Source organism: Cellulosimicrobium sp. BMG9.23 (assembly GCF_059159985.1).
Genome location: NZ_JBZGBZ010000002.1, coordinates 250655 through 276602, shown reverse-complemented (window position 1 = coordinate 276602; position 25948 = coordinate 250655). Strand labels below are relative to the sequence as shown.

The window sequence follows — 25948 nt, the reverse complement described above, 5'->3', positions numbered from 1 at the left end:
ACCGTCGTGCGCGCTGACCGGGTGACCCCGGGCTCGCAGACTTCACTGCGTGAGGCCAACCGAGCCAGGATCGTGAGCGCCGTCCAGCAGCGTGGCTCCCTCACGCAGATCGAGCTGGCCGGTGTCACCGGCCTGTCCCCGGCCACCGTCTCCAACATCGTCAAGGAGCTCACCGGGGCGGGCGTCCTGCACACGTCGCCGTCGACGCGCAGCGGACGGCGCGCGCTGCAGGTCACGCTCGCGCGGAACCTCGGGCTCGTCGCCGGCGTCCACTTCGGCACGCGCTCGCTGCGCGTCGCGCTCGCCGACGCCTCGATGCGCGTCCTCGCCGACCAGCGCATGCCCCTCGCGCCCGACCATCGTGCCGACACGGGACTCCAGCGCGCGGCGATGCTCGTCGAAGAGATGATCGCGTCCGTCGACGCGGCTCCCGGCGAGCTCCTCGCCGTCGGCGTCGGGGTCCCGGCGCCCGTGGACGTGCGCACCGGGCGCATCGCGACCGTGGGGATGCTGCGCGGCTGGGACGGCGTCGTCGTGCCCGAGCTGCTCGAGTCCGAGCTCGGTGCACCGGTGACCGTCGACAACGACGCGAACCTCGGCGCGCTCGCCGAGACCCGGTTCGGTGCGGCCGTGGGTCACGACGCCGTCGCCTACCTGCGCGTGTCGCACGGCGTGGGCGGGGGACTGGTGCTCGGCGGCCGCCTCGTGCACGGACGCGGCGGCGTCGCGGGCGAGATCGGGCACGTGACGATCGACGAGAACGGGCCGGTCTGCCGGTGCGGCAACCGTGGCTGCCTCGAGATGTTCGTCGGGGCGAACGTGCTGCTCGGCATGCTCTCGGAGAGCCGCGGGCACCTCACCCTGCGCGACGTCATCGCGCGTGCCCGCGAGGGCGACCCGGGGTGCCGCCGCGTCCTGTTCGACGCCGGTCAGCACCTCGGCGTGGCCGCCGCCAACCTGTGCAACCTCGTCGACCCCGAGATCGTCGTCGTCGGGGGACAGCTCGCCGAGGCGGGCGAGATCCTGCTCGGCCCGCTGCGCACCGTCCTGGAGCAGCGCACCGTGCCCAGCGTGGCCGGGCCCGTCGAGGTCGTCGCGTCCGCTCTGGGCTCGGCGGCCGAGGTCCGCGGCGCGCTCGCGGTCGCGCTCGACACGGTTCGCGTCAGCGGTGCGCTGGGGGTGGGCGGATGAGTCGCCGCACGACAACGCGCACCGCCTGCACGACCTTCTTGGGCCGGGCCCGCCTGCTCGCCGTGGTCGCCGCGGTGACGGTCGCGCTCGGCGCGGGCTGCGCCGTCGACCAGGGGGTGGAGCAGGCGGGCGCCCGCGAGGGGACGGTCGGGCTGCTGCTGCCCGAGGCGAAGACGGCCCGGTACGAGACCACCGACCGGCCGACGTTCGTGTCCGTGGTCGAGCAGCGGTGCCCCACGTGCGAGCTGCTGTACGCCAACGCCGCGCAGGACGCGGCGAACCAGCAGCTGCAGGCCGAGTCGATGCTCGCGCGCGGCGCCGACGTGCTCGTGCTCGACGCGGTCGACTCCGTCGCTGCCGTCAGCATCGTCGCGCAGGCCCGGCGCCTCGGGGTCCCGGTGATCGCCTACGATCGCTTCGTCGCCGACGCTGACTACTACGTCTCGTTCGACAACGAGCTCATCGGGTACCTCCAGGGTGTGGCGCTCGCCGACAGGGTCCTCGCGAGCGCGGAGCAGCACCCGCCGTCGGACGGCCGGCGGCCGGGTGTCCTGCTCGTGCAGGGATCGCCCACCGACCCGAACGCCGCGGAGTACGCGGCCGGGACCCGCCGCGCCTTCGACGGAGAGGACATCGACGTGCTCGCCGAGTACGAGACCCCTGACTGGAGCCCCGACAAGGCGAACGAGTGGGTCGAGGGCCAGCTCACCCAGCACGCGGGCCGTGTCGACGGTGTGCTCGCCGCGAGCGACGGCGTCGCGGGCGGCGCGATCGCCGCGATGAAGGCGGCGGGCCTCGACCCCGTCCCGCCCACGACCGGGCAGGACGGCGAGCTCGCGGCGATCCAGCGCATCGTCTCGGGGGACCAGTACATGACCGTCTACAAGGCGACCGCGCAGCAGGCCCGCACAGCGGCAGAGCTCGCCGTGCGGGTGCTGCGCGGCGAGGACCCGAGCGCGACGGCGGTCATCGACGGCGTGCCGAGCCTCCTGCTCGCACCGCGCGCGGTCGCGGTCGACGACGTCCAGCGGGTGATCGTCGACGGCGGCGTGCACACCGTGGACGAGATCTGCACGCCCTACTACGTCGACGCGTGCGTCGACGCCGGACTCCTGGAGGCGACGCCGTGAGCGGGCCGGGTGAGCGGAGGCCCGTGCTGTCCCTGCGCGGGGTGTCGAAGAGCTTCGGCGGCGTGCGCGCCCTCGTCGACGTGGACGTCGACGTGCACGAGCACGAGGTCCTCGCCGTCGTGGGGGACAACGGCGCCGGGAAGTCCACGCTGGCGGGCGTCGTCGCCGGCGCGTTCCGCCCGGACGCGGGGCAGGTCCTGCTCGACGGCGGGCCCGTCGCCCTCTCGTCGCCGAAGGTCGCGCGCCAGCTCGGGATCGCCGCCGTCTTCCAGGAGCTCGCGCTCGTCGACGACCTCGACGTCGTCGAGAACCTCTTCCTCGGGCAGGAGACGGTCCGCGGGCCGTTCCTCGACGAGGTCGCGATGGAGCGCGAGGCGTGGGGGCTGCTCGACCAGCTCGCGGCGACCGTGCCGTCCGTGCGGCTCCCCGTGCGGGCGCTGTCCGGCGGGCAGCGCCAGGTCGTCGCCGTCGCGCGCGCCCTCCTCGGCGCCCCGCGCGTGCTCGTCCTCGACGAGCCGACGGCCTCGCTCGGCGTGCGCCAGACCGCCGAGGTCCTCAACCTCATCGAGAAGCTGCGCGAGCGCGGTCACGCCGTCGTGCTCGTGAGCCACCAGGCGGGTGAGCTGCAGGCCGTCGCCGACCGCATCCTCGTGCTGCGCCTCGGGCGCGTGCACGGCGAGTTCGCGGGCGACACGTCGTACGAGGACCTGCTCGCCGCGATGACCGGGGCCGTGCGTCCCGGTCGCGCGGGCGGCCCGAGGGAGGTGCGGCGATGAGCGTCCCCGGCCCCGCGACGGGCGTCCCCCTCGACCGCGCCACCGACCGGCACGGCACGCTCTCGGGGTCCGTCGTGCAGCGCGTCCGGGGCGCGCACCTGGGCATGCTCCCGATCGTCGGCGCCCTCCTGCTCATCTGGACCGTGCTCGGCGTGATCAACCCGGCGTTCCTGTCCGCCGAGAACCTCGTCAACCTCACGCTCCAGAGCGTGCCGACCGGTGTGATCGCGCTCGGGGTCGTGCTCGTGCTGCTCGTGGGCCAGATCGATCTCTCCGTCGGATCGGTGAGCGGCCTCGCCGCGGCGGTGCTCGCCGTCGGGACCGTGAGCCTCGGGTGGCCCGTCGCGCTGGCGATCCTCGCGGCGCTCGCGGTGGGCGTCGTCGTCGGGCTCGGCTACGGGGCGCTGTCGACGCGCCTCGGGCTGCCGTCGTTCGTCTTCACGCTGGCCGGGCTGCTGATCCTCGCGGGCGTCCAGCTGCGGGTGCTCGGGCCGAACGGGTCCATCAACCTCCCGTTCGAGTCGTGGCTCGTGCGGACCGTCCAGCAGGGGTTCCTGCCGCAGGGCGTCGCCTGGGTGCTCGTGGCGGTGGTCGTCGCGGGGTACCTCGCGGTCCAGGTCGTCGACCACGCGCGCCACGTGCGCGCGGAGCTCCCGGCGCCCGGGGTGGCGCGCATCGCGGTACGGACCGGGATCCTCGCCGTCGTGCTCGCGGTGACGGTCGCGTACCTCGGCACGGCGCGCGGGGTCGGGTACACGGTCGTGCTGTTCGTCGCGCTGGTCGTCGTGGTCGACGTCCTGCTGCGGCGCACGCGCTGGGGGCGGTCGGTGCGCGCCGTCGGCGGGGACCGGCGCTCGGCGCTGCTCGCCGGCGTCGCGGTGCGCCGCACGGTCGTGTCGTGCTTCGTCGCGTGCTCCACGTTCGCGGCGCTCGGCGGTGTCCTCGCGGCCGGCCGGCTCGCCGCCGCCAACCAGGGCACGGGCGGCGCGGACACGTACCTCACGGCGATCGCGGCGGCCGTCATCGGCGGCACGAGCCTGTTCGGCGGGCGCGGCAGCGCGTGGTCGGCGCTGCTCGGCGTGCTCGTCATCCAGTCGATCGCGAACGGCCTCACGCTGCTCAACCTCGACACGGCCACGCGGTACATCGTGACGGGAGCGGTCCTGCTGCTCGCTATCGTCGTCGACATGCTCATCCGCGGTCGACGAGAGGTCTAGACGATGGTGCTGCAGGGGGAATCCGGAGCGGCCGCGACGACGTCGCGGGGCGAGAGGCGCGCGCCCGGTGCGCGCGGCGGTCGGCGCCCGACGCTCGCCGCCGTCGCCGAGCTCGCGGGCGTGAGCCTCAAGACGGCCTCGCGCGTCCTCAACGAGGAGCCCAACGTGGCTGCGCCCACGCGCGAGAAGGTGCAGGAGGCGGCCCAGCGGCTCGGGTTCCGGCGCAACGCGGTGGCGGCGGACCTGGCCCGCGGCGGTTCGTCGCGCCTCGTCGGGTTCGTCACGGGCGATCTCGCCAACCCCTTCTACTCCGCCCTCGCGAGCGGCATCGAGCGCGAGCTGCGCCACCACGGCCTCCAGCTCATCACGACGAGCTCCGACGAGGACCCGGAACGCGAGCGCTCGCTCACGGAGGCGCTCGTCGAGCGGCGCGTCGGGGCGCTCGTCGTGACCCCCACGGCCACGGACCACTCCGCCCTGCAGCGCGAGCTCGACGGCGGCCTCCCCGTCGTCTTCGTCGACCGCCCGGCCCAGGGGGTCGAGGCCGACACCGTGGTCATCGACAACCGCGGCGGGATGCGCGACGCCGTGACGCACCTCCTCGCGCACGGCCACCGGCGCATCGCGCTCGTCGGCGACGAGTCGAGGCTGTGGACGTTCCAGGAGCGTCGCGACGAGTTCGTCGCGACCCTGCGCGGCGCGGGGGTCGAGTCGCCGCACCGCTACGTGCGCGACGGCGCGCACGACGCCGACCTGGCCCGCGCGTTCGTCACCGAGCTCCTCGCGCTTCCCGAGCCGCCGACCGCGCTGCTCACGGCGAACAACAAGATCACCGTGGGTGCGCTCCAGGCTCTGCGCGACCATGCCGGGGGTGCCGGCGACCGTGCCGGGGGTGCCGGCGCGGCACCCGTCGCGCTCGTGGGCTTCGACGACTTCGCGCTCGCGGACCTGCTCGACGTGACCGTCGTCGGGTACGACGTCGTGGAGATGGGTCGCAAGGCCGCCGCGCTCGCCGTGTCCCGCTCGGAGAACCCGGACCTCCCGCCGCGGCTCGTCGTCGTGCCGACGCGGCTCGTCGTGCGCGGGACGGGGGAGGTCGCGGCCCCGGGGTCGGACGGCTGACCGTCCCGTCCGGCCGATCCGCTACCCTCCGGGCCATGACGAGCCCACGACGCCACCGTCCGCAGCCCGCCGTCCTGCCGGGGGGCCACCTCGGCCGTCGGACGGTCGCCGTGGCGGCGGCCGTCGTCCTGGGGCTCGCGCTCGGAGGGTGCTCGGGCGACGACGCGGCCGAGACGCCGACCCCGGTCGTCGTCGGCGCGACCGAGCACGAGCCGATCCTCGAGACGCGGCTGCCCGTGCCCGGATCGGCCGAGGACGAGGTGACGGTCGGTCTCGTGTCGCTCGTCGCCGAGGGCTCGACGGTCGAGCTGCGGGTCGTCCTCACCCCGCACTTCGCGGAGGACGACCCGGACCGGCCCGAGGAGCACTCGGTGTACGACATGCTCGGCGGCCACCACGACCCGTGGCTGCTCGACGTCGGCTCGCTGACGCGGTACGACGTCGTCTCCGCGCCGGGCAAGGACATGGCCACGGACGTCGTGTACGCGCAGTCGGCCAACGGCCACCCCCTGCTCTACCAGGCGTGGTTCCCGCGGCCCGAGGGCGATTCCGACACCGTCGACGTCCGGCTGCACGACGCGTGGCCGGCCTTCGAGGACGTGCCGGTGACGTGGGAGGCGAGCGAGTGACGCGCCGACGCCGGGCCGCCGGTTCCGCGCTCGCCGCGACGGTCGCCGCCGGGCTCGTGGCTGCGGCGTCGCTCGCCCCGGCAGCGGCCTCCACGACCGCGGCCGGGTCGACCGAGGGCGGGGCTACCGAGGGCGGGGCGACCGACGAGACCGCGTCCCTGCCCGGCGTCGACCCGGTCGCGGTCGAGGACCTCGGCGGACCGCCGTCGCGCGAGCTGCTCGACCAGGCCGTGACGCGCTTCGACCCGGGCGTCGCGAGGACGTTCGAGCTCGAGGGCGCGGTGACGTCCTTCGAGTACGTCGAGGTGGTCGAGGAGGAGGTCGTCGTCACGCTCGAGACGGACGTGCTGTTCGACGTCGACTCCGCCGAGCTCTCCGAGGCCGCGGTCGAGCGCGTGCGCGAGGTGGCGAGCGAGCTGCCCCCGGACGTGGTCGCGGACGTCGTGGGCCACACCGACTCGGTGGGGGAGGAGGGCGCGAACCAGGACCTGTCGCTGCGGCGCGCGCAGGCGGTCGCCGACGCCGCGGCCGCCGAGCGGCCCGACGTGACCTTCGCCGCGGAGGGGTTCGGCGAGTCCCGGCTCAAGGTGGCGGAGAGCGGCGACGACCTCGGGAACGCACGCGCGCAGAACCGCCGTGTCGAGCTGCGCTACTCGGGCACGACGGCGGGGGGTTCGACGCTGGAGCGCGAGGAGCAGGACCTCGAGCCGGTCACGGCACCGTTCGTCGCCGGGGACGGCCCGCGCGTCGAGCTCGTCGAGGACACGGAGACGGTCGCGGAGGAGGTCGTGACGGTCCCGTCGGAGGACGGCGGTGAGGAGCGGGTCCGCGTCGGTGTCGAGCCGATCGTCGTGCGGGGCTCGGTGATGCGGCTGCGGCTGCAGCTCACGCCCCTCGGTCCGGTCGGCGGCGACGAGGACCGGATCACCGTCTACGACCTGACCGCGGGCGAGCTCCACCCGCGGGCGGTGGACCCGTACCGGCTCGTGTCCTACGAGCCGGTGTCCAGCCGCGGCCTCGAGCTCGAGACCGACCAGTTCGGCGCGAGCACGGCGGTGGGCGGGACGGTGCGGTACGAGGTGTACCTGCCGCGGCCGGTCGAGGAGTCGCTCTCCACGCTGTACGTGTCGGTCCTCCCGACGTGGCCCACGTTCGAGGACGTCCCGGTCCACTGGGACTGAGCGCGGGACGACGACGGCCACCGGGACGACCTGGGCCGCGCTCCCGGTCGTCCGTTGACACCGGTGCTCCCGGGCGCATAGGTTCGGCCTGCCCCTGACAGCGCTACCCCCTGCGCGCTGTCAGGGGCACCCGCTCAGACTGACAGCGCTGTCGATCGAAGGAGATCGCTCGTCATGACCCCACTCCGCCGCGCAGGCGCCGCGCACCGACCCGCCGGCAGGTCGAGACTCCTCGGGATCGCGATCGCCGCCGCCCTGGCCGTCCCTCTCGCCGTCCCGCTGGGCGTCGCGACGGCCCTGCCTGCCGCGGCCGCCGAGCCCGGCGACTTCGCGTCGTCGTTCGAGCAGGGCGACGCCGCGCCGCTCGCCACCACCGTGGCGGAGCGCGACGGCGCTCCCTGGCAGGCCAACATCGGCTCCTTCACGAGCGGCCTGCCGGGCAGCGTGCTCGGGAAGATCGAGACCGTCACGGCCAGCGCGCAGAACCTGCCCAACGAGGCCGCGGCGAACCTCGCCGACGGCAGCTCGGGCACGAAGTGGCTCGCGTTCGCCTCGACCGGCTGGGTCACCTACGAGTTCACCGAGCCCGTCTCGTTCGGCGCGTACGCCCTGACGTCGGCCGACGACGCCGCGGGTCGTGACCCCAAGTCGTGGACGATCGAGGGATCGAACGACGGCTCGACGTGGACGCCGCTCGACCAACGCGCGGAGGAGGACTTCCCGGAGCGCCAGCAGCAGCGGGTGTTCGAGCTCGACGCGCCGACCGCGGCGTACACCCACCTGCGGCTCAACGTCACGGCGAACTCCGGCGACGGCATCGTCCAGCTCGCCGGCTGGGACCTCTCGGCGGACCTCGGCGCGGGCCCGAGCGCCGCCCCCATGACCACGAAGGTCGGGACCGGCCCCCGGGTGAACTTCACCAACAAGGCGGGCGTCGGCTTCACCGGCCTCGCGTCGCTGCGCTACGACGGCTCGCACCTCGCGGACGGCCCGGCGAACGCGACGAACGTCCTCTACGACGACGTCGACGTCGCTGTCGGCGAGGACACGCGCCTCAGCTACACGATCTTCCCCGAGCTGCTCGACGACCTGCAGTACCCGTCGACGTACGCAGCGGTCGACCTGCTCTTCACCGACGGCACGTACCTGTCCGACCTCGAGGCGCGCGACGCCCACGAGACCGTCGCGACGGCGCGCGCCCAGGGCGAGGGCAAGATCCTCTACGCCGACCAGTGGAACTCCGTGCGCGTCGACGTCGGCGAGGTGGCCGAGGGCAAGACCGTCGACCAGGTGCTCCTCGGCTACGACAACCCGGGCGGCGCTTCCGGCACGCGGTTCGCGGGCTGGCTCGACGACGTCGCGCTCACGGCGCAGCCGGAGACGGTCGACGGCTCGAGCCTCGCCAACTACGTGGACACGCGCCGCGGCACGCTGTCGAGCGGCAGCTTCTCGCGCGGCAACAACATCCCCGCCGCCGCGGTCCCGAACGGGTTCAACTTCTGGGTGCCGATGACCAACGCGTCGTCGCAGAGCTGGCTGTACGAGTACCAGAAGGCCAACAACGCGAACAACAAGCCGGTCCTCCAGGGTCTCGGCATCTCGCACGAGCCGAGCCCGTGGATGGGTGACCGCAACCAGCTCGCGTTCCTGCCCGCCGTCGGGCCCGCGACGGGCGCGCCGACCGGCACGCTCGCGCAGCGCGGCCTCGAGTTCGACCACGACGACGAGACGGCGCGGCCGGACTACTACGGCGTGACGTTCACCAACGACAGCGCTCTCGAGGTGGCTCCCGCGGACCACGCCGCGGTGCTGCGCTTCACGTACCCGGGCGACGTCGGGCACGTGCTGGTCGACAAGGTCGACGGCACCTCGAAGCTCACGTTCGACCAGGCCACGGGCACGCTGTCCGGCTGGGTCGAGAACGGTTCGGGCCTGTCCGTGGGCCGCTCCCGCATGTTCGTCGCCGGCACCTTCGACCGTAGTCCGACGGCGGTCGGCAGTGCCGCGGGGAACCGCGCCGACGCGCGCTACGCGACGTTCGACACGTCGTCCGACGACACCGTCGAGCTGCGCGTCGCCACGTCGTTCATCGGCCTCGACCAGGCGCGCAAGAACCTCGCGCAGGAGGTCGAGGGGAGGTCGTTCACCGAGGTCAAGGCCGCGGCGACCGACGCCTGGAACGACCGCCTCGAGGTGATCGAGGTCGAGGGTGCGAGCGAGGACCAGCTCGTCACGCTGTACTCCAACCTCTACCGACTCAACCTGTACCCGAACTCGCAGTTCGAGAACACGGGCACCGTCGAGGCGCCCGAGTACCGGTACGCGAGCCCGGTGTCCCCGACCCAGGGGGCCGCGACCGACACGACGACCAACGCCAAGGTCGTCGACGGCAAGATCTACGTCAACAACGGGTTCTGGGACACGTACCGCACGGCCTGGCCGGCGTACTCGCTCCTGTACCCGGAGCTCGCGGGCGAGCTGGTCGACGGCTTCGTCGAGCAGTACCGCGACGGCGGCTGGATCGCCCGGTGGTCCTCGCCGGGCTACGCGGACCTCATGACCGGCACGAGCTCGGACGTCGCGTTCGCGGACGCCTACCTCAAGGGGGCGCTGCCGACCGACGTCGCGCTCGAGGCGTACGACGCCGCGGTGAAGAACGCGTCCGTCTCCCCGCCGAGCAACGCCGTGGGCCGCAAGGGCCTGCAGACGTCGCCGTTCCTCGGGTTCACGCCGGAGTCCACGCACGAGTCCGTGTCGTGGGGCCTGGAGGGCCTGATCAACGACTTCGGCATCGGCAACATGGCCGCGGCCCTCGCCGAGGACCCGGCCACGCCGGACGAGCGTCGCGAGACGCTGCGCGAGGAGTCCGCGTACTACCTCGAGCGCGCGACGCACTACGTCGAGCTGTTCGACCCCGAGGTCGACTTCTTCGTCCCGCGCCACGCGGACGGCGAGTTCGCGGTCGACCCCGAGACGTACGACCCCGAGGCCTGGGGCGGCGGCTACACGGAGACGAGCGGGTGGAACTTCGCGTTCCACGCCCCGCAGGACCCGCAGGGTCTGGCCAACCTCTACGGCGGCAAGCAGGGCCTGGAGGACAAGCTGGACGAGTTCTTCTCCACCCCGGAGCAGGGCGCGGGCAACGGCGGCATCCACGAGCAGCGCGAGGCGCGCGACATCCGCATGGGCATGTGGGGCATGAGCAACCAGGTGTCCCACCACATCCCGTGGCTGTACGACGCCGCGGGCGCCCCGCACAAGACGCAGGAAAAGGTCCGCGAGGTCACGCGCCGCCTGTTCGTGGGCAGCGAGATCGGCCAGGGCTACCCGGGCGACGAGGACAACGGCGAGATGTCGTCGTGGTGGATCTTCGCCTCGCTCGGCTTCTACCCGCTCCAGGTCGGCTCCGACCAGTACGCGGTCGGCTCGCCGCTCTTCGACAAGGCCACCGTGCACCTGCCCGGCGGCGACCTCGTGGTGAACGCCGAGAACAACTCGGTCGACAACGTCTACGTGCAGTCGCTCGCGGTCGACGGCGAGGCGCGCACCTCGACGTCGCTCTCGCAGGCCGACCTGACGGGCGGCGCGATGCTCAACTTCGTCATGGGTCCGGAGCCGTCCGCGTGGGGGACGGGTGAGGACGACGCACCGCCGTCGCTCACCGAGGGCGACGAGGCGCCGGAGCCGGTGAAGGACGCCACGGCGTCGGGCCTCGGCACGACGACGGTCACCGACGGCGACGCCTCGACGAGCGCCGCCTCGCTCGTGGACGACACGTCGGCGACGCGCACGACGTTCGCCGGCACCACCCCGACCGTCACGTGGTCGGGCAACGGCATCTGGCCGACGGTCGGCACGTACACGCTGACCTCGGGAGCGAGCGGGACGGCGTCGCCGTCCGCGTGGACCCTCGAAGGCTCCGACGACGGCGAGACGTGGACGACGCTCGACGAGCGCTCGGGCGAGCAGTTCCGCTGGGCGCTGCAGACCCGTCCGTTCACGGTCGCCGAGCCGGGCGCGTACGCGCACTACCGGGTCGTCGTCACGGCGTCTGCCGGGGAGGGTTCGCTCTCGCTCGCCGAGGTCGAGCTGCTCGCCGATCCGTCCGACTCCGGGGCGACCGAGCTCACGCTCAACGCCGCGCCAGATCGCGACGCGGTCACGGGTCGTGAGGTCACCGGGACGTTCGCCACGCTCACGGGCGTCGACGGCACCGAGGGGCTCGAGGTCTCGGTCGCGTTCGGCGACGGCTCCGAGCCCGTCGCGGCGACGCTCGCCCAGGGCGCGTTCGGGTCGTGGTCGGTGCAGGCCGCGCACACGTGGACCGCTCCGGGCGTCTACCCGGTGACGGTCACCGTGACGCCGGAGGGCGGGGAGCCCGTCGCGGCGACGTCGTACGTCACCGTCGCGCTGCTGCGCGAGGGCTCGCTCCTCGGTGCGTACGACAACGTGTGCATCGGCGACCCGGGCACGACCCTCGGCTCGTGCGACGGCCAGGGCGTGTTCTTCGACCGCACGCAGCTCGCGGCCAAGGGCTTCGTCCAGGGCGAGCGCAGCGCCGTCCCCGGCACCGACCTCCAGTTCGACGTGCCCGCGGTCCCCGCGGGCGAGCCGGACAACGCCACGGGTGACGGCCAGACGATCGAGCTCGACGTCCCCGCGGACGCGGAGCATCTCTCGGTGATCGGCACGGGCACGGAGAAGAACCAGCAGGCCTCGGGCACGCTGACGTTCGACGACGGCTCGACCCAGGCGATCGACCTGAGCTTCGGCGACTGGTCGGGCGCGGCCCGCAACCCCGTGTTCGGGAACATCCCCGTGGCCGTGACGGACAGCCGTCTGCGCGGCGGCAGCCCGCAGACCGGGACGCCCGCCGCGTTCTTCGCGACGGCGCCGATCACGCTGCCCGAGGGCAAGCGGCCCGTGAGCATCACGCTCCCGGACCAGCCGGGCGTGCTCGAGCGCGACGGCCGCATCCACGTGGTCGCGTTCGCGCACGACGGGACCTTCGCGGAGCAGCCCGCTCTCGAGGTGACGGCGGCGGAGGGCGTGAGCCTCGCCGTCGGGCAGGAGACCGGCACCGTCCTGGCGGCCGTCACCGGCGGGCGCGAGGGCGCGGAGCTCCGCGCCGCGATCACGTGGGGCGACGGGTCCGACGTCACGGCCGGCACCGTGGCCGACGGTCAGGTCAGCGGCGCGCACGCGTATGCCGAGGCCGGGACCTACACCGCGTACGTCGTGGTCGACGACGGGTGGACGAGCAGCGTGGTCGAGGTCCCCGTGACCGTGACCGACGCCGCCCCGACGCTCGACGTCGAGGTCGCCGCGAGCACGCGGTGCGTCGCGGGCAAGGCCTACGTCGCCGTCCGCGCCGTCAACGGCGAGGACGCCCCGCTCGCGGTCCGGCTCGTCACGCCGTTCGGCACCAAGGAGTTCGGGGCGGTCCAGCCGGGCAAGGCGGCGTACCAGTCGTTCGCCGTCCGCGCGCCGTCCGTGGACGCCGGGACCGTGACGGTCGAGGCCGTCCGCGGCTCGGGCGACGAGGAGGTGACCACGACCATCGAGGCCGGCTACGACGCGATCAGCTGCGGCTAGCCTCGAAGCAGGAAGCCCGCCGCACCCCGCGGACGTAGTCCTCGGACGGTCCAGGTCGTGAGGCGGGCACGCACCACCGTCGGTGCCCCGGGATGATCGTCCCGGGGCACCGCGCCGTACCGGAGGGATTCCGGGCGCAGGCGTCGCCCACCTCCGCACACCGAAGGGCCCTCATGACGACCGACCGACCCACGCCCACCGCGGAGCTCACTGCGGACCGGATCCCGGACCAGATCCCGGACCTCGCTGCCTGGCGTCGCGACCAGCTCACCGCGCTGCTGCACTTCGGCGAACCCTCGCTGCGGGCCGACGGCGCGGCGCAGTGGCTCGACGACGACGGTCGCCCCGACCTGACGCGTCCCGTGCACACGTGGATCACGTCCCGGATGGCGCACGTCGAGGCGTTCGCGTCGCTGCTCGGCGTGCCGGGCGCGGGGGAGCGCGCGGACCGTGCGCTGCACGGGCTGCGCGCGGTGCTCGTCGATGCCGAGCACGGCGGCTGGGTGTCGTCGCGGGGTCCGGCGCCCCGGCCGGGCGACGTGGTGGACTCCGCCGAGGAGCCGGTCGACGGCACGAAGAGCGCCTACGCGCACGCATTCGTCGTGCTCGCCGCGGCATCCGGGACGATCGCGGGCCGCGACGGCGCTCGCGAGCTCCTCGACGCCGCGCTCGCCGTGCTCGACGAGCGGTTCTGGGAGCCCGGCCCGCGCATGCACGCCGACGAGTGGTCGCGCGACTGGTCGGCGCTCGACGACTACCGCGGCGTGAACGCCAACATGCACGCCGTCGAGGCGCTGCTCGCCGCGCACGACGCGACGGGCGACGGCGAGTGGCTCGCCCGCGCGGCATCGGTCGCGGACCGCGTCGTGGGCTGGGCGGCCGAGAACGACTGGCGCATCCCCGAGCACTTCGACGCGTCGTGGACGCCGCTGCCCGAGTACAACGCGGACCGTCCCCGCGACCCGTTCAAGCCGTACGGGTCGACGCCCGGCCACGGCCTCGAGTGGGCGCGTCTCCTGCTGCAGCTCGACGTGGCCGCCGGCACGCCCGGGGCGCGGACCGAGGCCGCCGTCGCGCTGTTCGACCGCGCCGTCGCGGACGGCTGGGACGGTGAGCACGGCGGCGGGTTCGCCTACACCGTCGGCTGGGACGGCGTGCCCGTCGAGCCGCGCCGGTACCACTGGGTCGCCGCCGAGGCCGTCGCCGCGGCGGACGTGCTCGGCCGCGTCACGGGCGACCCGCGGTTCGCCGAGGCCGCAGCCGGATGGTGGGCGTGGATCGACCGGAACCTCGTCGACCACGAGCGCGGGTCCTGGCACCACGAGCTCGACACGGACAACCGGCCCGACGGCGTCACGTGGGTCGGCAAGCCCGACGTCTACCACGCCGCGCAGGCCCTGATCCTGCCGGACCTCCCGCTCACGGGCTCGCTCGCGGCGTCGGCCAAGGCGGCGGGCCGGATCCTCGGCTGAGCCGCGCCCGAGCCGCCGAACCCGGGGTTGTGCGGCAGGCGGCTCGCCGAACCCCGGGTTGTGCTGCGATCACGGGCCTGATCGGTGCACAACCCGGGGTTCGGCGCGGCGCGCGAGGGCTAGGGTGCCGGGCGTGACCTCTGATCCGACCATCTCGGCGGCGTCCGCCGGCCTCACGCTCGTCGACCTCGGCGCTCACGACCCTCGCTGGGCCGCGGCGCTCCCCGTGCTGCAGGCGCTGCGGCCGCACCTCACGGCCGACCTGCTGCGGCAGATCCTGGCCGACGACGTCCCCGGTCCGCGCTTCCTCGCGGCGTTCGACGGCGACGCGTGCCTCGCCGTCGCGGGCTGGCGCGTGCTCGCGAACACGAGCGCGGTCCGCAAGCTCCACGTCGACGACCTCGTCACGGCGCCCGAGGCCCGGTCCCGCGGCGTCGGGGCGACGCTGCTCGGCGAGCTCGAACGACGCGCGCGCGACGCCGGGTGCTCGGTGCTCGACCTCGACTCGGGCGTACAGCGGTTCGATGCCCACCGCTTCTACCTGCGCGAGCGCCTGAGCATCGTCGCACACCACTTCGCGAAGACCCTGCGCGGGGAGCTCCGCGTCTCTGAGGACGATCGCAACCCGAGCTGACGGGCGTGTGTGCCCGCGAGATCGACCGTGCGGCTCGAGATCGACCCACCGAGGGTCGATCTGGGAGCGACTGGGTCGCTCGCGGTGACCTCGAGTCAGTAAGTGGGTGAGCGAGGCACCCTGCCCGCACGTTGGGACACCTCGCAGCGTCGGCTCGCGATGGCCGGGGCTTGTCGTACCGGGCTCCTACGATGTATCGATGACGCGATTCGTGCAGCAGCCCGACTACGAGGGTGCCGAGTTCATCGACCTGTCCATGGCCAGCGCGACCTTCCGCGAGGTGGATCTCAGCGGCGCCCGGATGCGCGGCGTGGTGCTGGTCAACGCTGACATCGACGGGGCTGTCGATGGACTGCGCGTCAACGGTGTGGAGGTCATGCCGTTGATCGAGGCCGAGCTGGATCGCCTGCATCCCGAACGGCTGCGACTGCGGCCGACCACACCCGAGACGATGCGTGAGGCGGTAGACGTCATGGAGGAGCTGTGGCAGGCGACGGTTCGACGCGCGAGCGCCCTGCCGGAGGAAGCCGTCTACAGATCAGTGAACGACGAGTGGTCCCTCGCCCAGACGCTGCGCCACACGATCTTCGTCGTGGACGCCTGGTACGGCCACGCGGCGGCCCTTCGCCCGAACCCTTTTCATCCGATCGGCGTGCCGGCATCGTTCACCACCAACGGCGCCGAGTTCGGCATCGACGAGTCGGCCGCGCCCACCCTCGGCGAGATCCTCGCCGTGCGCGCCGAGCGGATCGCCGATCTGCGCGCGTATCTGGCGGAGGTAACGCAGGAGGAGCTGGACCGGGTCCGGGGGCCGAACACGACGATCGGCTGCCCGCCGCCAGCCGAGCGCACGGCGGTCAAGTGCATGCACGTCATCTTCAGCGACGAGTGGGCGCACGTGCAGTTCGCCAACCGCGACCTGGCCATCATGGAACAGGAGTATGCGTGACGGGTCCAGGGTGCCGGAGGCATCGCGTAGCGACGGCTTTGATGTTTCGTCCGACACCTGCGCTGGTCGTGCGAGCCGGGAGTGGCGGTGATGGGTGTCGAGCGAAAGATCATGCCGCTGCCCTGGGGCCTTTCGCGTGGAGCGGGTGACGGGAATCGAACCCGCGCTATCAGCTTGGGAAGCTGAAGTTCTACCATTGAACTACACCCGCGCGGCGCTGGTGGCGCTCGCCCCGGCCTCTCTGGGAGGATCCTCGGCGAACCAGCGCGCGCCCCGATCATAGCGGACGACGCCGGGGATGCCAGCACCGCTCCGAGGAGACGTCGTGACCGAGAACCCGTACCACCAGCAGCCCGACCCGCAGCAGGCAGCGCCCTACGGCGCCCCGCCCGCCGCGAGCCAGGACCCGGGCGGGCCCGCGTACGGAAGCCCGGCGCCGACGTCGGGCACGCCGCCCACCCAGCCGCTCCCGCAGGGCTACGGCCAGCCCGTCCCGCAGGACCCCGCCTACGGCCAGCCCGCCGGCCAGCAGGCTTACCTGCCGCAGGGTCAGCCCGGCCAGCCGTACGGGTACCCGCCCCAGGGCCAGCCCGGTCAGCCCTACGGCTACCCGGGTGGTTACGACCCCAACCTCGACCCGGCCGCGAAGTCGCGGCTCGCGGCGGGCCTGCTGGGCATCTTCCTCGGCAGCCTCGGCATCCACCGGTTCTACCTGGGGTACACCGGCATCGGCCTGACGATGCTGCTCGTCTCCGTCATCGGCGCGCTGCCCACGTTCGGGCTCGCTCCCGTCGCGGTGTCGATCTGGGGCCTCGTCGAGGGGATCCTCTATCTCACGGCGAAGCAGGGCTCCTACGCGGTGGACTCGACGGGTCGCCCGCTCCGGGCCTGAGCCGACGGCTCAGATGCGGTAGTCGTCCCGGCCCTTCGGGTCGGGCGACGCCACGTCGTCCGAGCCCGTGTGCCGGCCGAGCCCGGACGCCTGGTCCTTGACCGCCCCGGCGACCTTGCCGCCCTGCTCCTTGGCGACGTCCGCCAGCTTCGCGCCCTGCTCCTTCGCGACCGTGGTGACCTTGTCCTGCGCGGAGTGGACCGCCGACTGGACGTCCTCGGACTGCCAGAGGTCCTTGGCCTTGCCCTTGATCTCCTCGAACCGCTCGCGGCCGGCGCGGGTCCCGAGCACGTACCCGATCCCGATCCCGACGACGAGTGCGATCTTCGACTTCATGGGGTTCCTCCTCGTTCGGCTGGTCAGGTGAACGTAGCCAGTGCCGTGCGTGCTCGCGCGGGCTGGGACCCGTCGTGGGCGCGCACCGGCACCGAACCCCACCTCGGCTAACGTGGCCCCGTGCTGCTCTCCGACCGTGACATCAGGGCCGAGCTCGACGCCGGCCGCGTCCAGCTCGAGCCGTACGAGCCCGCGATGATCCAGCCGTCGAGCATCGACGTGCGCCTGGACCGGTTCTTCCGGTTGTTCGACAACCACAAGTACCCGTTCATCGACCCGGCGCAGGACCAGCCGGACCTCACGCGCCTCGTCGAGGTCGACCCGGCCGAGCCGTTCGTGCTGCACCCGGGCGAGTTCGTGCTCGGGTCCACGTTCGAGGCGGTGACGCTGCCCGACGACGTCGCGGCGCGTCTCGAGGGCAAGTCCAGCCTCGGTCGTCTCGGGCTGCTCACGCACTCGACCGCCGGGTTCATCGACCCGGGCTTCTCGGGTCACGTGACGCTCGAGCTGAGCAACGTCGCGACGCTGCCCATCACGCTGTGGCCGGGCATGAAGATCGGGCAGCTGTGCTTCTTCCGGCTGTCGTCGCCCGCCGAGCATCCGTACGGGTCGCAGCAGTACGGCTCGCGCTACCAGGGTCAGCGCGGCCCGACGGCGTCGCGCTCGTTCCAGAACTTCCACCGGACGGACGTGTGAGGTGGCCCAGATGACGGCCCTGCCCCTCCTGGCGAACCCCGACGGCCGCGGCGCCGCGCAGGGGTACCAGGCGCGACACCTGCTCGGGCTGCCGGAGGACGTGCTGGTCGACGAGGTCGAGACCCTCGCGCTCTCGCGCTTCGCGGGAGCCCGGTGGGACGTCGCCCCCGCGGGCACCGAGCCGCTCGTCCCGCCCGCCCGCGTGGCGGGCTCCGGCGAGGCCGGCGTCCTGCGCACGTCCCGGCACACGTCGCTCACCGGCCCCTTCGCGGCCACCGGGTCGGGACTGCCGCCCGGCACGGAGCTCGTGTTCGACGTCGTGTGCCCCCGCGAGCGGGGCGAGGCGCCCTGGCCGGGCGCCAGCGACCGCGACGGCGTCGGCCGGGCCTTCCCCGGCGGCCTGCCCGTGCGCGAGGAGGAGCGCGTCGTCGCGTGGCTCGTCGCGGCCGCGCGACGGCTCGGCGGGTCCGTGCGCACCGACGTCGGGAACCCGGCGGGTCCGGGCGTCGTCCTCACGCCCGACCCGGGCGTCACGATCGACATGTGCCTGTACTCCGACGTGTGGCTCGACCCGAACGCCGCGCTCGCGCTCGTCGCGCGCCAGCACCCGCGCACGACCCTCGCGACCGAGGGCGCGTCCTACCAGGGCCCGCCGAGGGGCATCACCGAGATGCCCCTGTACCCGGGCGAGAAGATGGACCCCGAGCTGCGTCGCGCGATCCACGCTGCGGCGGACGACGTGGACATCAAGGCCCTGACCACGGGATCGGTGCTCGACGGCTACGGCCTGATCGTCGACCTCGGTCTGGACGGGCTCGTCGCGGTCGAGGTGGGCGGCGAGGACCAGCTCCCGCTGCTCCTGCGCGGCCTCCCGTGGACCGTCGGCGGCGCCGTGAGCTACCGGATCCGGTGGGAGCCGCGCGACCTCCTCGAGTCGCAGCAGGAGCAGCCGTCGATGGAGCACCGGATCGCGCGCCGGCGTGCCGGAGAGATCGTCGGGCAGATCACGGGCGCTCTGCACCGCGCGGTGGGCGGCGAGATCGCGGACGAGTCCGACTTCCTGGTGGAGCCCGAGGATCTCTGAGGTCGGCGCGCCCGTCCCGGCCGCACAGAGGGCCGCGCGGAGGGTGAGGAATCGGTCACGATCCGTCCTCCGGCCCGCGGGCACATGTCGGCAGTCGGTAAAGTAGAGGCGGCTCGACACCTCGTCCCCGCGGGGGTCGTCGCCCTGTTTCGTCGTGCGCGCCCGGAGGCTGGGTGCCGCGGCGTCTGACAAGTGCAGGCAAGACCCGCCCACCCGCCCCCGACCCGGACGGAGCGGCCCGTGCTCTACGTGCTCCTCGCGCATCTCGCGATGGCACTGGGCGCGCCTGCACTCGTCTCCCTCCTCGGCCGGCGGGCCTTCCTCGTCCTCGCGCTCGCGCCGGCGTCCGCCGTCGTGTACGCGCTGGCGTGGACGGGGCGCGTCATGTCCGGCGATCACCCGACGACGGTCGTGGAGTGGGTACCCGGGCTCGGGCTCGAGCTCGCGTTCCGCATGGACACGCTGTCGTGGCTCATGCTGCTGCTCGTCGGCGGCGTCGGTGCGCTGGTCCTCGTCTACTGCTCGGCCTACTTCTCGCCCACGGCCCAGGGCCTGCGCCGCTTCGGCGGCGTCCTCACGGCGTTCGCCGGGGCGATGGTCGGCCTGGTCGTCGCCGACGACGTGCTCCTGCTGTTCGTCTTCTGGGAGCTGACGACCGTCTTCTCCTACCTGCTCATCGGGCACTACGCCGACCGCAAGGCGAGCCGGCGCGCGGCCATGCAGGCGATCGTCGTCACCACCGCGGGTGGCCTGGCCATGCTCGTCGGGCTCATCGTGCTCGGGGTCCAGGCGGGCACGTACCGGCTGTCGGAGATCGTCGCCGACCCGCCCACGGGCGGCGCGGTGACGGCCGCGATCGTCCTCGTCCTCGTCGGTGCCGTGAGCAAGTCGGCGCTCATCCCGCTGCACTTCTGGCTGCCCGCCGCGATGGCCGCCCCGACGCCCGTGAGCGCGTACCTGCACGCCGCCGCGATGGTCAAGGCCGGCGTCTACCTCGTCGCGCGGTTCGCACCCGCCTACTCGGACACGACCGTCTGGCGCGCGATCGTCATCTCCCTCGGCGCCGGGACGCTGCTCGTCGGCGGCTACCGCGCGCTGCGCCAGTACGACCTCAAGCTCGTGCTCGCGTTCGGCACGGTGAGCCAGCTCGGCCTGATCATCCTCCTCGTCGGGATCGGCACGCGCGGTGCCGCCCTCGCCGGGCTCGCGATGATCGGCGCGCACGCGATGTTCAAGGCGTCGCTGTTCCTCGTCGTCGGCGCCGTCGACGCGGCCACCGGGACGCGCGACCTGCGCCGGTTGACGGGAGTCGGCCGGCGGCTGCCGTGGACGGCCTTCGCGGGCGGGCTCGCGACCGCGTCGATGATCGGCCTGCCGCCCTTCGCCGGCTACGTCGCGAAGGAGGCGGCGCTCGAGGCGCTGCTGCACGGCGAGGGACCCGCGTGGCTCGACGCCGTCGTCCTGTGGTCCGTCGTCGTCGGCTCCATGTTCACCGTCGCCTACGGTCTGCGGTTCTGGTGGGGCGCCTTCTCGTCGCACAAGCGCCACGGCTCCCCGGCTCGCGCGAACGACCACCTGGACCTCCGGGCCCCGGGGCGTGGCCCCGTCATCGAGGCGGACGAGGCGCCCGTCGACCCGGCCCGGATCAAGCCCCTGCCGTTCCTGCTCGTGGCGCCCGCCGTCGTGCTCGCGGTGCTGGGCCTCGCGGCCGCCCTCGTGCCGCACTTCGGCGAGGACCTGCTCCAGCCGTACGCCGAGACCTACCCGGTGGGGGAGCCGGGCCACCTCGTGCTGTGGGCCGGGTTCACGCCCGCGCTCGCGCTCACCGTGCTCGTCCTCGGGGTGGGCGTCCTGCTCTTCTGGCAGCGCTCGCGTGTCGAGCGGTTCCAGGCGTCGCTGTGGACCGGGCCGGAGGCCGACGTCACCTACCGGCGCGTCATGCGCAAGCTCGACGACGTCGCGGCCGACGTCACCGCGGTCACCCAGCGCGGCTCGCTCCCGCTGTACCTCGGCATCATCCTCACGGTGCTGGTCCTCGGGCCCGGCCTCGTGATGGTCGCGCAGACGAGCTGGCCCGAGCAGCTCAAGGCGTGGGACCGACCCGCCCAGCTCGCCGCCGTGGTCGCGATCTGCGTCGCGTCGGTCCTCGCGGCGCGTTCCCGCCGCCGCCTCAAGGCCGTGATCCTCATCGGCATCGCGGGGTACGGCAACGCCGTGCTCTTCCTCCTGCACGGCGCGCCCGACCTCGCGCTCACCCAGGTCCTCGTCGAGACGATCACGCTCGTCGTCATGGTGCTCGTGCTGCGCCGACTGCCGCCCTACTTCTCCGACCGCCCCCTCGCGTCCAGCCGGTGGGTGCGTCTGGGCGTCGCGGTCGCGGTGGGCGTCGTGATGATGGGGTTCGCGGTCGTCGTCCCGCTGTCGCGCGTCGCGACCCCGGTCTCCGTGGACTTCCCGGAGGAGGCGTACGCGTGGGGCGGCGGCAAGAACATCGTCAACGTGACGCTCGTGGACATCCGCGCGTGGGACACGATGGGCGAGATCTCGGTGCTCCTCGCCGCGGCGACGGGTGTCGCGTCGCTCGTCTTCCTGCGCACGCGCAGCGGCGAGGTGCTGCGGATCGCGAACGCCAAGGTCGTCACCGGCAAGCCCGACGGCAGGGGCTCGGGCGTCTGGGGCGGTGAGCCCGACCCGAACGCGGCGCTGCGCCGGCGCGGTGTGGACGACGCGGCGCAGCCGCGCATGTCCGTGTGGCTCAACGCCGGGCGGACCCTCGCGCCGCAACGGCGTTCGGTGATCTTCGAGGTCGTCACCCGCGTGCTGTTCCACTCGATGATCGTGTTCGCGCTGTTCCTGCTGTTCTCGGGCCACAACAACCCGGGCGGCGGTTTCGCGGCGGGGCTCGTCGTCGGGATCGCGCTGGTCGTGCGCTATCTCGCGGGCGGGCGGTACGAGCTCGGGGAGGCCGCGCCGGTGCACCCCGGCCTGCTCCTGGGCCTCGGCCTGTTCCTCTCCGCGGGGGCCGGGCTCGTCCCCCTGTTCTTCGGCGGATCGGTGCTCCAGAGCGCGATCCTCGAGGTGACGATCCCGGTGTTCGGGCACGTCAAGTTCGTCACGACGCTGTTCTTCGACGTCGGCGTGTTCCTCGTCGTCGTCGGTCTGGTCCTCGACATCCTGCGCACGCTCGGTGCGGAGATCGACCGGCAGACGGAACGTGCCGCGGCCGGGCGTGAGCCCGGCGAGGACACCGGGCCGCTCGAGGCGATGGAGCCGGACGCGATCGGCGGTGGTCGACGATGAACGGGCCCGCGGGCGTGATCGACATGACGCCGAGCATCGTGCTCGTGCTGGCGATCGGCGTGTGCTTCGCCACCGGCGTCTACCTGCTCCTCGAGCGCAGCCTCACCCGGGTGCTCCTCGGGTTCATCCTGCTGAGCAACGGGGCGAACCTGTTCTTCCTCGTCGCCGGAGGACGTCCGGGGGGTGCACCGATCGTCGGGACGACACCCGACGACGAGATGAGCGACCCGCTCGTCCAGGCCATGGCCCTCACCGCGATCGTCATCACGCTCGGCCTCACGGCGTTCGTGCTCGCGATGGCCTACCGCTCGTGGCAGCTCCACGGCCACGACGAGGTCCAGGACGACCTCGAGGACCGCCGCGTGGCGCGCCACGCGGCGCGCAACGCCCCGGCGTTCGAGGACCTGGACACGGAGGAGAGCGGGCAGACGCTCGACGACGAGGCGGCCGAGGTGCACGACGAGACCGACGCGGACCGCGACGGGATCACCGACGCCCGGCTCCGCCGCGCACGCGCGACGGACGACGACGAGGGGAGGGCGCGCTGATGGATCTCACCGAGGTCGCGAGGACCGTCGTCCCCCTGCCCGTCGTCCTGCCGCTCATCGCGGCCGGGCTCACGCTGGCCCTGTGGCGCCACGCGCGCGCCCAGCGCATCATCGCGACGGCGGCGCTCTCGCTCGTGCTCGTCACGTCCGTGGTGCTGCTCGTCGCCGCCGACTCCGGACCCATCGTGGTCGACGTCGGCGAGTGGGCGGCCCCGGTCGGCATCGACCTCGTGGCGGACCGGCTCTCGGCGCTGATGCTCACGGTGTCGAGCTTCGTCATGCTGTGCGTCCTGCTGTACTCGCTGGCCCAGGGCGTGGCCGACGGGGACGATGAGGCGCCGGTCGCGATCTACCACCCGACGTTCATGGTCCTCGCGGCGGGCGTGTTCAACGCGTTCCTCTCCGGCGACCTGTTCAACCTCTACGTCGGGTTCGAGATCTTCCTCGCCGCGAGCTACGTCCTGCTGACGCTCGGCGGGACGGGCGAGCGCATCCGCGCGGGCTCGATCTACGTCGTCGTCGCGCTGCTGTCGTCGATCATCTTCCTCGTCGCGATCGCGCTCACCTACGCCTCGACCGGGACCGTGAACCTCGCGCAGCTCTCCGAGCGGTTCGCCGAGATCGACCCCGGCGTGCGCCTGACGATCCAGCTCCTGCTGCTGCTCGCGTTCGGGATCAAGGCCGCGCTGTTCCCGCTGTCGTCGTGGCTCCCGGACTCCTACCCGACGGCGCCCGCACCGGTCACCGCGGTGTTCGCGGGCCTGCTCACCAAGGTCGGCGTGTACGCGATCATCCGCACGCAGACGCTGCTCTTCCCGCAGGACGACCGCGTCGACCAGGTGCTCCTGTGGCTCGCGCTCCTCACGATGGTCATCGGCATCCTCGGTGCCGTCGCGCAGAACGACATCAAGCGACTGCTGTCGTTCACGCTCGTGAGCCACATCGGCTTCATGATCTTCGGCATCGCGCTCGCGTCCGAGCCGGGCATGGCGGCGGCCATCTTCTACGTCGTGCACCACATCACGGTGCAGACCACGCTGTTCCTCGTCGTCGGCCTCGTGGAACGCCGCGGCGGGTCGACGTCGCTCGACCGCCTCGGCGGCCTCGCGAAGCTCGCGCCGGGCCTCGCCATCCTGTTCTTCGTCCCGGCGATGAACCTCGCAGGCATCCCGCCGCTCTCGGGCTTCCTCGGCAAGCTCGGGCTGCTCGAGGAGGGCGTCGCGCAGGGCACGCCGCTCACGTGGGCGCTCGTCGTCGGGTCCGTCGTGACGTCGCTCCTCACGCTCTACGCGATCGTCAAGGCCTGGAACAAGGCGTTCTGGCAGACGCCGCCCGGCGAGATCCCCCAGGACGTCACCATGCCGCGCGGCATGGTGGGGCCCGCGGCGGCGCTCGTGGCGTTCGGCCTCGCGCTCACCGTGGTCGCCGGCCCGCTCTACTCGTACACCGAGCGCGCCGCCCAGACCCTGCTCGACGGCCACACGTACGTCGACGCGGTGTTCGTCGGCGGCTCCGAGCGCGGGCAGGGCGTCTCGAGCGACGTCGCGGAGGAGGGTGACGGGTCATGAGCCTGCACCGCCGCCGCAGCAACCTGGCCGTCGGATGGTTCCGTCGCGTCACCACGCAGTGGCGCACGGTCCTCTGGCTGACCGTCGTGTGGGTCATGCTCTGGGGCGATCTGTCGTGGGGCAACGTCGTCGCGGGGGCGGTGCTCGGCGCCGTCGTGCTCGTCATGTTCCCGTTGCCGTCCGTCGCGACGCGCGGGCGGCTGCGCCCGTGGCCGCTCGTCGTGCTGCTCGCGCGGTTCGTCACCGACCTGTTCGTGGCGTCGTTCCAGGTGAGCGCCCTCGCCCTCGACCCGCGACGCACCCCCCGCGGCGCGGTCGTCGGCGTCCGGCTGCGCAACCCGTCCGACCTGTACATGACGATGACCGCCGAGCTGACGTCACTGGTGCCCGGATCGCTCGTCGTCGAGGCTCACCGCCTCACGGGCATGCTCTACCTGCACGTGCTCGACGTCGACCAGGCGGGCGGCGTCGAGCAGGTCCGGGCCGACACCCTCGCGCTCGAGGCTCGCGTGCTCCACGCGTTCGCGTCGAACGAGGACCTGCGCGCGGCGGGGCTCTACCACGGTCCCGGGGGGACGCCCACGGCGGGCGACCCGGGCGCGGGTGGCGGGCGGCTCGGCCACGAGACGGGCGCGGCTCGCGGGCCGGCCATCGGGGAGAGGAGCGAGCCGTGACCGACACCGTCTACCTCGTCGTCGTGATCGCTGCGGCGGTGCTGCTCGGGGCCGCCGCGACGCTCGCCGTCGTCCGGGCCGAGCGCGGTCCGTCGATGCTCGACCGCACCATCGCGCTCGACGTCTTCACGACGACGCTCGTGGGCGCGATCGCGCTCGAGGCCGCGTTCTCGCGCCGTACCGACACGATCCCGCTGCTCGTCGTGCTGTCGCTCGTCGGCTTCATCGGGTCGGTGACGATCGCGCGGTTCGCGTCCGTCGAGCCGGAGGGACAGGGCCGCATCCGCACGCCCGAGGAGGTGGCGCGCGAGGACGCCGAGCGCCGCGCCGCCGAGGAGGAGGAGCGCGACGCCGCGTTCGACGCCGACCACCACGGCGCGACGCCCGAGGGGGAGGTGCGCTGATGGACACCGCGTTCTGGGACGACGTGGCCGACATCGTGTCCGCCGTGCTCCTGCTGCTCGGGGCGTTCCTCGCGTTCGCTGCCGGCGTCGGCGTCGTGCGGTTCCCCGACCTGCTCGCGCGCATGCACGCCGCGACGAAGCCGCAGGTGCTCGGGCTCGTCCTCGTGCTACTCGGGCTGAGCCTGCGCCTGCGGTCGTGGGGAGCCGTCGCGACGCTCGCGCTCGTCGTCGTCTTCCAGCTCCTCACCTCGCCGGTCGCGGCCCACATGGTCGGCCGCGCCGGCTACCGCACGGGCAAGATCGACACGTCGCACCTCGTCGTCGACGAGCTGACGCGCGACCAGGAGGCCGCCGACCGCGAGGACGTCGGCGAGCACGACGCTCCGGCCGACCGCCGGACGCGGCCGGCGCTCGGCTCGTTCGCCGACACGGGCGACGCGGCCGACCACGGGAGGGCGGACCCCGCCGCGCAGGAATAGGGCGCCCCTCGCGGACCCGGCCCTGCCTCACGGTCCTCGTGCCGGGCGGGCGGGCGCGTGGTAGACCGGAC

At 73.3% G+C, this 25948-nt stretch carries 21 protein-coding genes and 1 tRNA gene; 20 read left to right on the top strand and 2 right to left on the bottom strand.

Annotated elements, in window-relative coordinates; genetic code table 11:
* Positions 1-72: 72 nt before the first annotated feature.
* From AC4H2G_RS03335 to AC4H2G_RS03285, 11 genes are all read left to right on the top strand, one after another.
* On the top strand, positions 73-1191 hold the full coding sequence (locus AC4H2G_RS03335; RefSeq protein ID WP_494364334.1) for an ROK family transcriptional regulator: 1119 nt from the start codon (positions 73-75) through the stop codon (positions 1189-1191).
* Entirely contained in the window at positions 1188-2321 is a 1134-nt protein-coding gene (locus AC4H2G_RS03330; protein ID WP_494364333.1) for a substrate-binding domain-containing protein, read from the top strand. Before AC4H2G_RS03335 ends, AC4H2G_RS03330 begins: the two co-directional genes overlap by 4 nt.
* 23 nt (positions 2322-2344) lie before the next feature.
* On the top strand, positions 2345-3097 hold the full coding sequence (locus tag AC4H2G_RS03325; RefSeq protein ID WP_494364332.1) for an ATP-binding cassette domain-containing protein: 753 nt from the start codon (positions 2345-2347) through the stop codon (positions 3095-3097).
* Positions 3094-4314, top strand: a complete 1221-nt coding sequence (locus tag AC4H2G_RS03320; protein ID WP_494364331.1) for a sugar ABC transporter permease — start codon at positions 3094-3096, stop codon at positions 4312-4314. Before AC4H2G_RS03325 ends, AC4H2G_RS03320 begins: the two co-directional genes overlap by 4 nt.
* A 3-nt stretch (positions 4315-4317) precedes the next feature.
* The gene (locus tag AC4H2G_RS03315; protein WP_494364330.1) at positions 4318-5436 is read left to right on the top strand and encodes a LacI family DNA-binding transcriptional regulator; all 1119 of its coding nucleotides are present in this window, start codon (positions 4318-4320) and stop codon (positions 5434-5436) included.
* 35 nt (positions 5437-5471) lie between these two features.
* Entirely contained in the window at positions 5472-6065 is a 594-nt protein-coding gene (locus AC4H2G_RS03310; RefSeq protein ID WP_494364329.1) for a hypothetical protein, read from the top strand.
* Entirely contained in the window at positions 6047-7246 is a 1200-nt protein-coding gene (locus tag AC4H2G_RS03305; protein WP_494364328.1) for an OmpA family protein, read from the top strand. The genes AC4H2G_RS03310 and AC4H2G_RS03305 overlap by 19 nt, the downstream gene beginning before the upstream one ends.
* 174 nt (positions 7247-7420) lie before the next feature.
* Entirely contained in the window at positions 7421-12841 is a 5421-nt protein-coding gene (locus AC4H2G_RS03300; protein WP_494364327.1) for a GH92 family glycosyl hydrolase, read from the top strand.
* Between the two features lie 173 nt (positions 12842-13014).
* A complete protein-coding gene (locus AC4H2G_RS03295) occupies positions 13015-14313 on the top strand; it encodes an AGE family epimerase/isomerase (RefSeq protein WP_494364326.1) in 1299 nt (432 codons plus the stop codon).
* Positions 14314-14446: 133 nt separating this feature from the next.
* Positions 14447-14947, top strand: coding sequence for a GNAT family N-acetyltransferase (locus AC4H2G_RS03290; RefSeq protein ID WP_494364325.1), 501 nt, complete (start codon positions 14447-14449; stop codon positions 14945-14947).
* A 199-nt stretch (positions 14948-15146) separates the two neighbouring features.
* Positions 15147-15896: a DinB family protein gene (locus tag AC4H2G_RS03285; protein WP_494364324.1), complete on the top strand. Its 750-nt coding sequence runs from the start codon at positions 15147-15149 to the stop codon at positions 15894-15896.
* Positions 15897-16033: 137 nt separating this feature from the next.
* On the opposite strand, the gene AC4H2G_RS03280 is transcribed toward AC4H2G_RS03285, so the two are convergent.
* Positions 16034-16107, bottom strand: a tRNA-Gly gene (locus AC4H2G_RS03280).
* Between the two features lie 114 nt (positions 16108-16221).
* On the opposite strand from AC4H2G_RS03280, the gene AC4H2G_RS03275 reads away from it, so the two are divergent.
* On the top strand, positions 16222-16788 hold the full coding sequence (locus AC4H2G_RS03275; protein WP_494364323.1) for a TM2 domain-containing protein: 567 nt from the start codon (positions 16222-16224) through the stop codon (positions 16786-16788).
* A gap of 9 nt (positions 16789-16797) precedes the next feature.
* Here the strand turns inward: AC4H2G_RS03275 and AC4H2G_RS03270 are convergent, their stop codons facing one another.
* Entirely contained in the window at positions 16798-17124 is a 327-nt protein-coding gene (locus tag AC4H2G_RS03270) for a YtxH domain-containing protein (protein ID WP_494364322.1), read from the bottom strand.
* A gap of 120 nt (positions 17125-17244) precedes the next feature.
* On the opposite strand from AC4H2G_RS03270, the gene dcd reads away from it, so the two are divergent.
* The 8 genes from dcd to mnhG all read left to right on the top strand — a co-directional run bounded on the left by dcd (position 17245) and on the right by mnhG (position 25877).
* Entirely contained in the window at positions 17245-17820 is a 576-nt protein-coding gene (gene dcd, locus AC4H2G_RS03265; RefSeq protein ID WP_435738233.1) for a dCTP deaminase, read from the top strand.
* 10 nt (positions 17821-17830) lie between these two features.
* Complete coding sequence (locus tag AC4H2G_RS03260) at positions 17831-18904, top strand: hypothetical protein (protein WP_494364321.1); 1074 nt, start codon at positions 17831-17833, stop codon at positions 18902-18904.
* Between the two features lie 240 nt (positions 18905-19144).
* Positions 19145-22204, top strand: coding sequence for a Na+/H+ antiporter subunit A (locus tag AC4H2G_RS03255; protein ID WP_494364320.1), 3060 nt, complete (start codon positions 19145-19147; stop codon positions 22202-22204).
* Positions 22201-22752, top strand: a complete 552-nt coding sequence (locus tag AC4H2G_RS03250) for a Na(+)/H(+) antiporter subunit C (protein ID WP_494364319.1) — start codon at positions 22201-22203, stop codon at positions 22750-22752. The genes AC4H2G_RS03255 and AC4H2G_RS03250 overlap by 4 nt, the downstream gene beginning before the upstream one ends.
* Positions 22752-24320, top strand: a complete 1569-nt coding sequence (locus tag AC4H2G_RS03245) for a Na+/H+ antiporter subunit D (protein ID WP_494364318.1) — start codon at positions 22752-22754, stop codon at positions 24318-24320. The genes AC4H2G_RS03250 and AC4H2G_RS03245 overlap by 1 nt, the downstream gene beginning before the upstream one ends.
* A complete protein-coding gene (locus tag AC4H2G_RS03240; RefSeq protein ID WP_494364317.1) occupies positions 24317-24994 on the top strand; it encodes a Na+/H+ antiporter subunit E in 678 nt (225 codons plus the stop codon). Before AC4H2G_RS03245 ends, AC4H2G_RS03240 begins: the two co-directional genes overlap by 4 nt.
* Positions 24991-25398 carry an MrpF/PhaF family protein gene (locus AC4H2G_RS03235; protein WP_494364316.1) on the top strand — a complete coding sequence of 136 codons (408 nt, stop codon included), beginning with the start codon at positions 24991-24993 and terminating at the stop codon, positions 25396-25398. The genes AC4H2G_RS03240 and AC4H2G_RS03235 overlap by 4 nt, the downstream gene beginning before the upstream one ends.
* Entirely contained in the window at positions 25398-25877 is a 480-nt protein-coding gene (gene mnhG, locus AC4H2G_RS03230; RefSeq protein WP_494364315.1) for a monovalent cation/H(+) antiporter subunit G, read from the top strand. The genes AC4H2G_RS03235 and mnhG overlap by 1 nt, the downstream gene beginning before the upstream one ends.
* Positions 25878-25948: the final 71 nt, after the last annotated feature.

Coding starts and splice junctions, on each gene's coding strand:
- AC4H2G_RS03330 (WP_494364333.1), top strand. CDS start 1,188: ATGAGTCGCCGCACGACAACGCGCACCGCCTGCACGACCTTCTTGGGC.
- AC4H2G_RS03320 (WP_494364331.1), top strand. CDS start 3,094: ATGAGCGTCCCCGGCCCCGCGACGGGCGTCCCCCTCGACCGCGCCACC.
- AC4H2G_RS03315 (WP_494364330.1), top strand. CDS start 4,318: ATGGTGCTGCAGGGGGAATCCGGAGCGGCCGCGACGACGTCGCGGGGC.
- AC4H2G_RS03310 (WP_494364329.1), top strand. CDS start 5,472: ATGACGAGCCCACGACGCCACCGTCCGCAGCCCGCCGTCCTGCCGGGG.
- AC4H2G_RS03300 (WP_494364327.1), top strand. CDS start 7,421: ATGACCCCACTCCGCCGCGCAGGCGCCGCGCACCGACCCGCCGGCAGG.
- AC4H2G_RS03295 (WP_494364326.1), top strand. CDS start 13,015: ATGACGACCGACCGACCCACGCCCACCGCGGAGCTCACTGCGGACCGG.
- AC4H2G_RS03285 (WP_494364324.1), top strand. CDS start 15,147: ATGACGCGATTCGTGCAGCAGCCCGACTACGAGGGTGCCGAGTTCATC.
- AC4H2G_RS03270 (WP_494364322.1), bottom strand. CDS start 17,124: ATGAAGTCGAAGATCGCACTCGTCGTCGGGATCGGGATCGGGTACGTG.
- AC4H2G_RS03260 (WP_494364321.1), top strand. CDS start 17,831: ATGACGGCCCTGCCCCTCCTGGCGAACCCCGACGGCCGCGGCGCCGCG.
- AC4H2G_RS03250 (WP_494364319.1), top strand. CDS start 22,201: ATGAACGGGCCCGCGGGCGTGATCGACATGACGCCGAGCATCGTGCTC.
- AC4H2G_RS03245 (WP_494364318.1), top strand. CDS start 22,752: ATGGATCTCACCGAGGTCGCGAGGACCGTCGTCCCCCTGCCCGTCGTC.
- AC4H2G_RS03240 (WP_494364317.1), top strand. CDS start 24,317: ATGAGCCTGCACCGCCGCCGCAGCAACCTGGCCGTCGGATGGTTCCGT.
- mnhG (WP_494364315.1), top strand. CDS start 25,398: ATGGACACCGCGTTCTGGGACGACGTGGCCGACATCGTGTCCGCCGTG.